This is a genomic window from Amycolatopsis sp. NPDC004378 (assembly GCF_053602455.1).
The window spans coordinates 72,069-83,425 of the sequence record NZ_JBSGDR010000014.1; the positions used below are offsets into that span (position 1 = coordinate 72,069).

The window sequence follows — 11,357 nt, forward strand, 5'->3', positions numbered from 1 at the left end:
ATCTTCGCCTGTGATGCGGGAGAGCTCACCGGCCACCTGGCCCGTTGTTCGGCGGCGGCGGCATGCGCCGTGCGCCGGGTCTCGGGGGCTGGCCGCCGCCGGGGATCCGCGCGACCTGGTCGGCGGGCAGCTGGCCGTGGTGCTGGTTCGGCACCCCGTCACCCTGCCGGGCGCCCGCCGGGACCTGCTGCTGTTGCTGCTGCTGGGCGTGCGCGACCTGCCGCGGGCTGACGCCGTAGTGGCGCTGCTCCTCGGGGCTCAGGGAGGCGATGATGCTCTGCTGGGCGGCGTCCGGGAGGCGGTGCATGATCTCCATGACGCGGTCCTTGCGGCGGACCGCGCCCATCCGGGTCGGCACGCCCGGCGTCGGCTGCATCTGCGGCGGCACCCCGGAGACGTCCTCGACCCCGCCGGCGTGGTGCCCGGCGTCGAACATCGCCTGCTCGGCCGCCATCTGGGCGCTGTCCTTCTCTTCGGACATGCCGATCGGGCCCTGCATCTTCCCGTTGAGGAACTGCTTGACGACCGGCTCCTCGCTGGTCAGCAGCACCTCGCGCGGGCCGAACATGACCAGTTCCTTGCGGAAGAGCATGCCCAGGTTGTCCGGCACCGTGCGGGCCAGGTTGATGTTGTGCGTGACGATCAGGAACGTCGCGTCGATCTGCGCGTTGACGTCGAGGAACAGCTGCGAGATGTAGGTGGTGCGGACCGGGTCGAGACCCGAGTCCGGCTCGTCGACCAGGATGATCTCCGGGTCGAGCACCAGGGCGCGGGCGAGGCCGGCGCGCTTGCGCATACCGCCGGAGATCTCGCCGGGCAGCTTCTTGTCGGCGCCGTTGAGACCGGTCATGTCGAGCTTCTCGAGGACGATCCGGCGGATTTCCGTCTCGGACTTCTTCGTGTGCTCGCGCAGCGGGAAGGCGACGTTGTCGTAGAGGTTCATCGAGCCGAACAGCGCGCCGTCCTGGAAGAGGACGCCGAAGAGCTTCCGGATCTCGTAGAGCTTGTGCTCGGAGCAGGTGACGATGTCCACGCCGTTGATCACGCACCGGCCGCGGTCGGGCTTGAGCAGCCCGATCATCGACTTGAGGAACACCGACTTGCCGGTTCCGGACGGTCCGAGCATCGCCGACACCTCGCCTGGCGGCAGGGTCAGCGTGACGTCCCGCCAGATGGCCTGCTTACCGAAGGACTTGGTCAGGCCTTCGATGACCACCTCGGCACCCATCGCACCTCCAGGAGCTGTTCCGCGTCATTGCGCCCGCTGCCACACCCATGCCGCCCGCGTCGGCGGCGGGGTGCGGGCTCCAGGCGCCCCATGAACCCGCGTCAACCAGGTGCAACGAGCTGAGTGCGAACAGGTTACTCACCAGTTTTCTTTCCTGGCCAGCCCCGGGCCCAACGTCATCCCGCCGTGATCGGCATCGGGAGGCACGGTAGCCCATTCGGGGCAACGGCGCAGATTTCCGGACCCCCGAACCCACGATTTAGGGACCCGGGGCCATTCGGACACGGCTCCTAGGGGGCCGCGGCGAGCAGGCAAAACGGAAGGGGCGGACATCCGCGTGGATGTCCGCCCCTTCTCGAGGTGGTGCAAAGGCGCTCGCGCGCCCGGGATCACTTGATGGAGATCTTGGCGCCCGCGGCCTCGAGCTTCTCCTTGGCGGCCTCGGCGGCCTCCTTGTCGACCTTCTCCAGGAGGGCCTTGGGAGCGGCCTCGACCAGCTCCTTGGCCTCCTTCAGGCCCAGGCCCGAGACGACCTCGCGGACGACCTTGATGACCTGGATCTTCTTGTCGCCGGCGCCCTCGAGGATGACGTCGAACTCGTCCTGCTCCTCGGCGGCGGCGGCCGGGGCGGCACCCGGGGCGGCGGCGACGACGGCGGCCGGCGCGGCGGCGGTGACGTCGAAGGTCTCCTCGAACTCCTTCACGAACTCGGACAGCTCGAGGAGGGTCAGCTCCTTGAAGGCGTCGATCAGCTCGGCGGTGCTCAGCTTCGCCATGATGGCTTCCTCTCAGAAAAACGAACTAGACGTTCGGGGTGGGGGTGGTTCAGCTCTCGGCGGGTGCTTCGGCTGCTTCGGTACCGGCGGCGTTGCGCTGCTTCTCCTCCAGCGCGGCAGCCAGGCGGGCGACCTGGGACGCCGGCGCCTGGAACAGCGCGGCGGCCTGGGACAGCTTCGCCTTGAACGCGCCCGCCGCCTTGGCGAGCAGGACCTCACGGCTGTCGAGATCGGCGATCCGGGTGATCTCGTCCACGGACAGCGCTTTGCCGTCCATGTAGCCGCCCTTGATGACAAGCGCGTTGTTTTCCTTCGCGAAGTCGCGAAGCGCCTTCGCGGCGTCGACCGCTTCACCTTCGACGAAGGCGATGGCGGTGGCGCCGACGAACAGGTCCTCGAGCCCCGTCACGCCCGCGTCTTCGGCGGCACGCTTGACGAGGGTGTTCTTCGCGACCCGGTACTTGGCACTGGTGCCGAGAGCGCGGCGCAGCTGGGACAGCTGGGACACGGAGAGGCCGGTGTACTGGGTAACGACGGTGGCCGAGCTGTTGCGGAAGCTCTCCGCGATCTCGGCGACGGCCGCCACCTTGTCGGGCTTCGCCATGGTCGCCTCCTCTCTTGGCTAGTGTTTCCACTGGCTGCCGAGGGGCCCCCGAAACGACGAAACGCCCACGCGCAGACAGGCGCGGGGCGTTCTTCCGGCACACGTGCCGGAGCCTCGTTCCTCCTGCGCGGGCCGCCCGGCGAAATGCGGGACCTTCGTTCCCCGGTTTGGGCGGGGAAAACCAGCGGTCTTCGGTAGAACCGTCGTCAAGAATACCTGGTCATCCGCGCCGGGATTACTCGCCCCCTGCGTTCGCGGTGGCGTGGGGCATCATGGTGACGTGGCGGAGCAGCGTGATGACGGAAAGCCCGGCTCGGACATCGAACCGGCGGGCCCTTCGACGCCCGCGTCTCCTCCCCTGGATCCGGCCCAGCTGGCGGAGTTCAGGCAGTTCCAGCAGTTCCAGGACTACCTGAAGTTCACCCAGGCCCAGCAGGGCAACCAGCCGGCGCCCCCGCCCGACGCGGGGATGGTCCAGGCACCGCCCACGCAGCCGGCCACGCAGTCCGGCGGCCAGCCGCCGGTCATCCCGCCGGGGTACCAGCTGGTCCCGGCCGAGCGCCGTCGCGCACCGAAGTGGCTGAGCTGGCTGGGCAAGAAGGTGATCGCCTGGGTGCTGGCGATCGTGATCCTCGGCCTGGCGGGTACGTGGCTGTACAACCACTTCTTCCCGAGCGACGCGGGCAAGTCGTCGGCCCAGCTCGCCCAGGAGGGCGGGGGGACGTATCACACGAACCACGTGTTCTCGAAGAATCCGTACGAGGCCGTCCGGTTCGTCTACCAGGACATCGCCCAGGGCAGCGTCGAGGACGCGTGCGGCCGGTTCGTCTACAACCCGGGTACGCACGTCGACATCCAGAGCAAGTTCGCCAGGGACGTCGGGCAGAACGACTGCCGCCAGGCCGTTCAGTACCTCCACTCGCAGGTACAGCCGAAGGACCGGAACGACTACGCCGAATCCGTGCCGTCGTACGTCTCGGAACCCTTGCCGGGCGACGTCGTGACGATCGACTCCTGCTCGTTCCCGATCACCGGAGGCCCGGCCCTGGGCACCTTCACGGTGACCAAGGTCGACATGGGCCAGTGGCTCATCACCAACCACGCCGCCGGCCCTGCGAAGTGCGGCGGGGAACCGGCACCACCCAGCTCGACGCCGACCAGCTGAGTCAGCGTTGGTGCGGCGCGGTCAAGAACGCCACCAGCGCCTCCGAGAACGCCGGCGACATCACGGCCGTCATGTGGTCGCCCGGGATGCGGACCATCCGTGCCCCTGCGATCGCCGCCGCCAGGCGCTCCGGCTCCGCCGCCAGCGGGTCTTGGTCGCCGGCCAGGACCAGCGTCGGGACGCCGATCGCCGAGAGGTTCAAACTGCCTTCTTCCGATGCCAGCGCCACCGCGGCCAGGGCCTGGCGGTCGCCGCCCACCGCGTCGGCCAGGAGGCGGAACGGGACCCCAGACGGCGGCACCGTCGAAGGATCCTCGGCCAGCAACGCCGAGGCGATGTCCGCGGGCTTGACCACGCGCAGGTCGACGCCGCCGAAGTCGACGATGCCCGAGCCCACTCCGCCCGTCGCCAGGCAGCGGATGCGCTTGTCCTCCGCCGTGGCCGCCAGGGCGATGATCGCGCCCATCGAGTAGCCGACCAGCGAGACCTCGTCCAGGCCCAGCTCGTCCAGCAGGGCCGAGATGTCGCGGGCCATGCTGTCGCCCGCGTAGCGGCACTCGTCGTGGGGCTTCTCGGAACGGCCGTGGCCGCGGGCGTCGAGGGAGATCACCGTCAGGCCCGCGGCACGCAACGCCGCCACCACGCCCGTGGAGATCCAGTTCGCGTTCGTGTCGGCCGCGAAGCCGTGTTGGAGCAGCACCGGGTGGTGGGCGCCGTCGCCCTCCCACACGGTGTAGTTCAACCGGAGGCCGTCGAACGACGCGAAAGTCGGCATGCTGTCCATGAGACACGAAGAAAGGGCGCCCCCGCAGCAAGCGGGGACGCCCTTTCTGGTGATGTCCGACTCAGACGGCCGCATCCTCGGAAAGCAGGTTGCGGGTCCGCAGCGGGTCGACCGGGATGCCCGGGCCCATCGTCGTGGTGAAGGTGACCTTCTTGAGGTAGCGGCCCTTCGCCGACGACGGCTTGGCGCGGAGGATCTCGTCCAGCGCCGCCGCGTAGTTCTCGACCAGCTTCTCCGTGTCGAAGGAAGCCTTGCCGATCACCAGGTGCAGGTTGGCCTGCTTGTCGACGCGGAAGTTGATCTTGCCGCCCTTGATGTCCTTCACGGCCTTCTCGACCGCGGGGGTCACCGTGCCGGTCTTCGGGTTCGGCATCAGGCCGCGCGGGCCGAGGATGCGGGCGATGCGGCCCACCTTGGCCATCTGGTCCGGCGTCGCGATCGCGGCGTCGAAGTCGAGCCAGCCACCCTGGATGCGCTCGATCAGCTCGTCGGTGCCGACCGCGTCCGCGCCGGCGGCTTCGGCCTCGGCGGCCTTGTCGCCGACGGCGAAGACGATGACGCGGGCGGTCTTACCGGTGCCGTGCGGCAGGTTCACGGTGCCGCGGACCATCTGGTCGGCCTTGCGGGGGTCCACACCGAGACGCATCGCGACCTCGACGGTCGCGTCCATCTTGGTCTTGGAGGTTTCCTTCGCCAGCTTCGCGGCCTCGATCGGCGCGTACAGGCGCGCCTTGTCGATGAGCTCCGCAGCCTGGCGGTATGCCTTGCTGTGCTTGGTCATGCTTCTGTCCTTACTTCAACAACGGATCAGTGTGGTGTCAGAGCCAGCACGTGGCTCTCCCACGGGGAGCTGCAAACGTCAGGCGTCGACGACCGTGATGCCCATCGACCGAGCAGTGCCGGCGATGATCTTCGCGGCCTGGTCGATGTCGTGCGCGTTGAGGTCGGTCTCCTTGGTCTTGGCGATCTCGCGGACCTGGTCCCAGGTGACCTTGGCGACCTTGGTCTTGTGCGGCTCGCCGGAGCCCTTCTCCACGCCCGCGGCCTTCAGCAGCAGCTTGGCGGCCGGCGGCGTCTTCAGCTTGAAGTCGAACGACCGGTCTTCGTAGACGGAGATCTCGACCGGGACGACGTCCCCGCGCTGCGACTCGGTCGCGGCGTTGTAGGCCTTGCAGAACTCCATGATGTTGACGCCGTGCTGACCCAGCGCCGGGCCGACCGGCGGCGCGGGGTTGGCCGCACCCGCCTTGATCTGCAGCTTGATGATCGCCGCAAGCTTCTTCTTCTTGGGTGGCATTTCTTTTCCTGTCCTGTACTACGTTCCCCGCGTACCTGCCGTGGACGTGGGGACTGCGGCCGCCCGGCGGCCGTCAGATCTTGGAGACCTGGTTGAACGACAGCTCGACCGGGGTCTCCCGGCCGAAGATCGACACCAGGACCTTCAGCTTCTGCCCGTCGACGTTGACCTCGGAAATCGTCGCCGGCAGCGTGGCGAACGGGCCGTCCATGACCGTGACCGACTCGCCGACCTCGAAGTCGACCTCGACGGCCGGTCCGCCCAGCGGCGCCGCGGTCGCGGTGGACTCGCCCTTGCCCGCCTTCGCCGGGGCTTCCTTCTCGACCTGCGGGGCGAGGAACTTCAGCACCTCGTCCACGGTCAGCGGCGACGGCCGCGAGGTGGCGCCGACGAACCCGGTGACGCCCGGCGTGTTGCGCACCGCGCTCCACGAGGCGTCGTTCAGGTCCATCCGGACCAGGATGTAGCCGGGCAGCACCTTGCGCTGCACCTGCTTGCGCTGGCCGTTCTTGATCTCGGTGACCTCTTCGGTCGGGACCTCGATCTGGAAGATGTAGTCCTCGACGTCCAGGGTCTGGGTCCGGGTCTCGAGGTTGGTCTTCACCTTGTTCTCGTACCCGGCGTACGAGTGCACGACGTACCACTCGCCGGGGGCGGCGAGCAGCTCGGCGCGCAGCGCGGCGACCGGGTCCTCGTCCGCCGCGGCGGGCTCGGTCTCGGCGTCTTCCGCCGCGACGTCCTCAGCGGGAGCCTCGGCGTTCTCGTCGTCCGTGGAAGCGGCTTCGTCGACCTCGTCGGGCACGTCGACGGGCTCGAGGTGCGCGGAGTCCTCGTCACCGAGTGCCGCGTGCACCTGCTCGTCGGAAAGCTCGGTCAGGTCGTGACCGGCTGATGTGCCGTTGTCGGAGGTCACGTTCCGTCCTCTCAGTTGATCGCTTGCCGGGTCCGGTCAGGCCGGCCCGCGCGGCACGACGGCGGTTCAGCCGAAGATCGCGCCGATGCCCTTCTTGAACGCGAAGTCCAAGACGCTCACCAGGGCCACCATGAACACCACGAAGACCAGCACGACCGCGGTGTAGGTGACCATCTGCTTGCGGTTGGGCCAGATGACCTTGCGCAGCTCCGCCCACACCTCGCGGATGAAGCGCACCAGCCGCGCGAACACAGAGGCCTTCTTCGCCTTCTGGTCACGCTTGGGGGTCGGAGCGCCCTTCGCGTCGGGGGCGGTCTTCTCCCCCGACTTCCCGGCCGGGCGGGCCTTGTCGTCCGCACGTGCCGCGGACTTCCCCGCCGGGCGAGCGGTCGCACGGCGCTCACGCCGGGCAGCAGCTGTGACGGGACGGGACGGGCTCTCGGGCTTCTGCCCGGTGCCGTCCTGCTCCTGCTCGCCGCCGCTGGCGTCGCTGTCGCTCACGACCACTCCTCCGCTCCACCAGTTCCGTTACGCAGGGGTGACAGGACTTGAACCTGCAACCTGCGGTTTTGGAGACCGCTGCTCTGCCAATTGAGCTACACCCCTGTGGAGCCCCGATCGCTCGGAGCCCCGTTGGACGCATTCCATCGTCCCCACCATCCAGGCGGGGATGACCGTAGTGCGTTCCAAGTCCCGAAGTCTACGGCAAGCCTCGCGAGAGGCTGCAACCGCGCCCCCCGATCGACCGCCGAACCCCGGCCGGCCTGCGGAAAACTCCCCGCGGACCTCCTGATCATGCCAGGATGTGCGCCATGACGGACAACCCGGAGTCCCGTTCACCGGTGAGCGGGATTCGGCTGGGGCTCGCGCTGCCGCAGTACGGCGCACTGGCCGACCCCGCGGCCGTCGCGCGCTTCGCGACCGCCGCCGAAGACCTCGGGTTCGGCTCGCTGTGGGTCGGCGACCGGATCCTGACGCCCCGGGAGCCGACCGACTTCTACCCGAGCGGCGGCACCGCGGAGCACCCGTACCCGAAGGAGTTCGAGACCTTCGCGGACCCGTTCACGACGCTGGCCACCGCGGCCGCCGTGACGCGCACCGCCCGCCTGGGGATGAGCACCCTGACCGGCCCGGTTTATTCCCCGGTGCTGCTCGCCCGGGCCCTGACCTCGCTCGACCTGGCCAGCGGCGGCCGGCTGGACGTCGGCTTCGGGCTCGGCTGGCTGCGCGAGGAGTACTTCGCCACGGGCGTGCCGTGGGCCGGGCGGGGCAAGCGGCTCGAGGCCCTGCTCGACGCGCTCGAAGCGCTGTGGACGGGCGACCCGGCGGAGCACGAGGGCCCGCAGTGGCGGATCCCGCCGTCGACGGTCGGCCTGCGCCCGGCGCAGGAGCCGCGGCCGCCGGTGCTGCTGGGCGGGTTCTCGCCGCCGGCGCTGGCCCGGGTCGGGCGGCGAGCCGACGGGTGGCTCGCGGGCTGGATGCCGAAGCAGTACCTGAACGGCCTGTGGTCGATCGCCCGGGAGGCGGCCGAGAAGGCCGGGCGCGACCCCGGCACCCTGCGGCGCGTGCTGCGGATCAACCCGCGCGCGGGTACCGGGGTCGAGACGGTCGCGGACGTGGCGCCGTGCCTGGACGTGGCCCGCGAAGAGGGCATCACGGAGGTCCTGGTCGACCTGCACTACGTGGCGAAGGACGTCGACCACGCCCTGGAACTGGCGGCCGAGCTGAGCGCCTGAAGGGTCAGCTCTCGCTGTCGGCGAGGGTCGCGAGGGCCTGGGCCTTCGCGGCGTACTTCCAGTTCGCGAGGTCGCGGATGGTCTTGATCTTCAGCTCGGCGAGCAGTTCGTCGTGCTTCGGCGTAAGCCCTTCGAGTGCGGAGGGCGGGGCGTCCAGCAGCTCCTTGATCGACTTGTCCTCGTAGGCCTTGTCGACGAGCTTGTTCAGGTTCAGGCTCACTGCGTTCCTGCCTTTCTCACAGAACTTCATCGGACGCGCCCACCCTCGCCGCCCCCGACGCTCCGCGCAACAGTCAATCCCTCGTTCAGGTTTTCCCTAGTCACCCGGATCGACCTGATCGAATCGGGCTTCGGTTCGGTAGAAACGAAGGTGTGGCGAAAAACAGCGGTGGGGGCGGCTGCCTTGTCGCCGTACTCGTGCTCGGGCTCCTGGCCTTCGGGTACTACAAATGGCAGCACGGCTCTTCCGCCGCGGCGCCCGAGGGCGTCGAAACCGGGGGTGGTTCCGGGCGTTACGTCGCGCTGGGTGACTCCTACACGGCCGGCCCGCACACCGGGCAGGCGGTCGGGGCGCCGGGTGGCTGCCTGCGGTCCGACGACAACTACCCCCACCTCGTCTCGGCCGACCTGAAGCCGGCCGAGTTCGCCGATGTCAGCTGCAGTGGTGCGACCACCTCGAACCTGACTGCCGCGCAGAAGACCGCCAACGGCACCAACCCGCCTCAGCTTGACGCTGTGACGGCCAAGACGACTCTCGTCACGCTCGGTATCGGCGGGAATGACGTCGGGTTCTTGCAGCTGGCGGAGTCCTGTGCGACCGCGCACCGGTCGGCGTCGCCGTGCAAGGACCGGTTGACCGCTGGTGGGCATGATCAGCTTGCCGAGAAGATCGATGCCACTGCCCCGAAGGTCGGGGCCTTGCTGGACCGGATCCATTCGAAGGCGCCCAAGGCCAAGGTCGTCGTTGTCGGGTATCCGACCGTTCTGCCTGATGGCGATGGGTGCTGGCCGGTGCTGCCCGTCGGAGCCGGGGATGTTGCTTACTTCCGCGAGGCGTTGGGGAAGTTGAACAAGATGCTTGAGGATCAGGCTGATTCGCATCGCGCCGGGTATGCCGATACCGCTACGCCTGGTAAGGGGCACGACGTCTGCACCGCTTCTGATACGCGGTGGGTCGAGGGGGTTGTTCCGACGCTGCACGCTGCGCCGTTGCACCCCAATGCCCGGGGGGAGCAGGGGATGGCCGATGCCGTTCTCTCCGTGCTCAAGTCGCCGTTCTGAGGTCTTCCGGGCACCCCGAAGGCTGATTGTGACCACGGCCGGCAGCACCGGGTGCTGCCGGCCGTGTGCCGGCTTCGGATCGGCTCGCTAGACGCGGACTACTGCCTGGGGTTTGCCCAGGACCGTCTTGCCGTCGAACTTGGCCACCAGGTCTATGCGGGCCGTGCCGTCGTCGTTCACGGCTCCCACCTTGCCGGTGAACTCCACCAGGGCACCCTCTTCGGTGTTCGGGACCACCACTGGGCGGGTGAAGCGGGCGCTCAGGTCGATCAGGCGGGCCGGGTCGCCCAGCCAGTCCGTGACCACCCTGCCTGCCAGGGCCATCGTCAACATCCCGTGCGCGATGACGTCCGGGAGGCCCACCGCCTTCGCGAACGCCTCGTTCCAGTGGATCGGGTTGAAGTCCATCGCCGCGCCCGCGTAGCGGACCAGCTGGTCGCGTGTCACCCGGACTTCGATGCCCGGCAGCTCGTCTCCGACGTTCATGCGTCCTCCCCCCGGACCACCAGCTGGGCTCGCGTCGTGGCGATGTGGTCGCCGTCGCCGTCCGCGATCTCTGCTCGCAGGTTGATGAAGTCGTTGCCCGCTCGGGCCATGATCTTGTCGATGTGGGTCGTCAGCAGCAGGCGGTCGCCGACGCGGACCGGGCGCGTGTAGCTGAACTGCTGGTCGCCGTGGACCATGCGCGAGTAGTCGAGCCCCAGCTCCGGGTCGGACACGATCGCGTTGATGGCGGCCAGGTTGACGATCGTGATGAACGTCGGCGGCGCGATGACGTCCGGGTGGCCGGCCGCGCGGGCGGCTTCCGGATCGCGGTAGACCGGGTTGGCGTCGCCGATCGCGTCGGCGAACTCCCGGATCTTCTCCCGGCTCACTTCGTAGCTGGTCTGCGGCGGGTACACCCGCCCGGTGAACGACTCGTCCAAAGGCACCCGAGGAGGCTACCAACAGCAAAGAGCCGCCCCGGTGGTCCAGGGCGGCTCTTCGAAGCTGGTGAACGCGTACGCGTCAGCGGGTTTCCTTGTGCGTCCGGTGCGTACCGCAGTTCGGGCAGAACTTCTTCATCTCCAGGCGATCCGGGTTGTTGCGCCGGTTCTTCTTGGTGATGTAGTTGCGGTGCTTGCACTCTTCGCACGCCAGCGTGATCTTGGGTCGCACGTCGGTGGCAGCCACAGCGTTTCCTTCTCTCTCAGGTCCGGGGGCCAGCCCCGTCGTTACCGCGTAGCGGTGGCCGGACTTGAACCGGCGACACAGCGATTATGAGCCGCTTGCTCTGCCAACTGAGCTACACCGCCCTGTCATGCCCAACCCCGGGGGTCCAGGGGGCTCGCCCCCTGGCCGGGGTCTGGGGGCTGGGCCCCCAGATGGACACCGCGAAGCGAGCTAGGCCCGGGCTTTCCCCGGACATAGCTCGCCCACTCGCGGAGCCCCTTTACGGAATCGAACCGTAGACCTTCTCCTTACCATGGAGACGCTCTGCCGACTGAGCTAAAGGGGCCTGGCCTCTCGCGAGGACTTGGAAAGATTAGCAAGCCCCGTCACCCGGCCGTGCAACCGGGGTCCCGTTAGCACA

Annotated in this window: 15 protein-coding genes and 3 tRNA genes; 3 read left to right on the top strand and 15 right to left on the bottom strand. The window is 68.7% G+C overall.

Annotated features, from left to right (window positions below; translation table 11 throughout):
- Positions 1 to 25 precede the first annotated feature (25 nt).
- The 3 genes from ACWEN0_RS32885 to rplJ form a co-directional block, all read right to left on the bottom strand.
- Positions 26 to 1,228: an ABC transporter ATP-binding protein gene (locus ACWEN0_RS32885; RefSeq protein WP_451982430.1), complete on the bottom strand. Its 1,203-nt coding sequence runs from the start codon at positions 1,226 to 1,228 to the stop codon at positions 26 to 28.
- Between the two features lie 389 nt (positions 1,229 to 1,617).
- Positions 1,618 to 2,004, bottom strand: a complete 387-nt coding sequence (gene rplL / locus ACWEN0_RS32890; RefSeq protein WP_160698768.1) for a 50S ribosomal protein L7/L12 — start codon at positions 2,002 to 2,004, stop codon at positions 1,618 to 1,620.
- A 49-nt stretch (positions 2,005 to 2,053) separates the two neighbouring features.
- The gene (rplJ, locus tag ACWEN0_RS32895) at positions 2,054 to 2,608 is read right to left on the bottom strand and encodes a 50S ribosomal protein L10 (protein ID WP_451982433.1); all 555 of its coding nucleotides are present in this window, start codon (positions 2,606 to 2,608) and stop codon (positions 2,054 to 2,056) included.
- 280 nt (positions 2,609 to 2,888) lie between these two features.
- On the opposite strand from rplJ, the gene ACWEN0_RS32900 reads away from it, so the two are divergent.
- Positions 2,889 to 3,773 (top strand): hypothetical protein, encoded by an 885-nt coding sequence (locus ACWEN0_RS32900; RefSeq protein ID WP_451982436.1) that lies wholly within the window; start codon positions 2,889 to 2,891, stop codon positions 3,771 to 3,773.
- A gap of 1 nt (position 3,774) precedes the next feature.
- Here ACWEN0_RS32900 and ACWEN0_RS32905 read toward each other — a convergent pair whose 3' ends face one another.
- The 6 genes from ACWEN0_RS32905 to ACWEN0_RS32930 form a co-directional block, all read right to left on the bottom strand.
- Positions 3,775 to 4,548, bottom strand: coding sequence for an alpha/beta fold hydrolase (locus tag ACWEN0_RS32905; protein WP_451982439.1), 774 nt, complete (start codon positions 4,546 to 4,548; stop codon positions 3,775 to 3,777).
- Positions 4,549 to 4,618: 70 nt separating this feature from the next.
- Complete coding sequence (gene rplA / locus ACWEN0_RS32910; RefSeq protein ID WP_451982442.1) at positions 4,619 to 5,338, bottom strand: 50S ribosomal protein L1; 720 nt, start codon at positions 5,336 to 5,338, stop codon at positions 4,619 to 4,621.
- Positions 5,339 to 5,416: 78 nt separating this feature from the next.
- Positions 5,417 to 5,854: a 50S ribosomal protein L11 gene (gene rplK / locus ACWEN0_RS32915; RefSeq protein WP_043781763.1), complete on the bottom strand. Its 438-nt coding sequence runs from the start codon at positions 5,852 to 5,854 to the stop codon at positions 5,417 to 5,419.
- 73 nt (positions 5,855 to 5,927) lie between these two features.
- Entirely contained in the window at positions 5,928 to 6,767 is an 840-nt protein-coding gene (nusG, locus tag ACWEN0_RS32920; protein ID WP_451982445.1) for a transcription termination/antitermination protein NusG, read from the bottom strand.
- A 66-nt stretch (positions 6,768 to 6,833) separates the two neighbouring features.
- Positions 6,834 to 7,274: a preprotein translocase subunit SecE gene (gene secE, locus ACWEN0_RS32925; protein ID WP_451982448.1), complete on the bottom strand. Its 441-nt coding sequence runs from the start codon at positions 7,272 to 7,274 to the stop codon at positions 6,834 to 6,836.
- Positions 7,275 to 7,300: 26 nt separating this feature from the next.
- Positions 7,301 to 7,373 (bottom strand) — tRNA-Trp (locus ACWEN0_RS32930).
- A gap of 206 nt (positions 7,374 to 7,579) precedes the next feature.
- Here ACWEN0_RS32930 and ACWEN0_RS32935 point away from each other — a divergent pair.
- The gene (locus ACWEN0_RS32935) at positions 7,580 to 8,503 is read left to right on the top strand and encodes a TIGR03619 family F420-dependent LLM class oxidoreductase (protein WP_451982451.1); all 924 of its coding nucleotides are present in this window, start codon (positions 7,580 to 7,582) and stop codon (positions 8,501 to 8,503) included.
- A 4-nt stretch (positions 8,504 to 8,507) separates the two neighbouring features.
- Here the strand turns inward: ACWEN0_RS32935 and ACWEN0_RS32940 are convergent, their stop codons facing one another.
- Positions 8,508 to 8,723 (bottom strand): hypothetical protein, encoded by a 216-nt coding sequence (locus ACWEN0_RS32940; protein WP_451982454.1) that lies wholly within the window; start codon positions 8,721 to 8,723, stop codon positions 8,508 to 8,510.
- A gap of 152 nt (positions 8,724 to 8,875) precedes the next feature.
- On the opposite strand from ACWEN0_RS32940, the gene ACWEN0_RS32945 reads away from it, so the two are divergent.
- Positions 8,876 to 9,784, top strand: coding sequence for an SGNH/GDSL hydrolase family protein (locus tag ACWEN0_RS32945; protein ID WP_451982457.1), 909 nt, complete (start codon positions 8,876 to 8,878; stop codon positions 9,782 to 9,784).
- Between the two features lie 87 nt (positions 9,785 to 9,871).
- On the opposite strand, the gene ACWEN0_RS32950 is transcribed toward ACWEN0_RS32945, so the two are convergent.
- The 5 genes from ACWEN0_RS32950 to ACWEN0_RS32970 all read right to left on the bottom strand — a co-directional run bounded on the left by ACWEN0_RS32950 (position 9,872) and on the right by ACWEN0_RS32970 (position 11,282).
- Complete coding sequence (locus ACWEN0_RS32950; RefSeq protein ID WP_451982460.1) at positions 9,872 to 10,270, bottom strand: MaoC family dehydratase; 399 nt, start codon at positions 10,268 to 10,270, stop codon at positions 9,872 to 9,874.
- Positions 10,267 to 10,716 (bottom strand): MaoC family dehydratase N-terminal domain-containing protein, encoded by a 450-nt coding sequence (locus ACWEN0_RS32955; protein WP_451982463.1) that lies wholly within the window; start codon positions 10,714 to 10,716, stop codon positions 10,267 to 10,269. The genes ACWEN0_RS32950 and ACWEN0_RS32955 overlap by 4 nt, the downstream gene beginning before the upstream one ends.
- 76 nt (positions 10,717 to 10,792) lie before the next feature.
- Entirely contained in the window at positions 10,793 to 10,957 is a 165-nt protein-coding gene (gene rpmG, locus ACWEN0_RS32960) for a 50S ribosomal protein L33 (RefSeq protein WP_005152047.1), read from the bottom strand.
- A gap of 49 nt (positions 10,958 to 11,006) precedes the next feature.
- Positions 11,007 to 11,079, bottom strand: a tRNA-Met gene (locus ACWEN0_RS32965).
- Positions 11,080 to 11,209: 130 nt separating this feature from the next.
- A tRNA-Thr gene (locus ACWEN0_RS32970) sits at positions 11,210 to 11,282 on the bottom strand.
- Between the last annotated feature and the right edge of the window lie 75 nt (positions 11,283 to 11,357).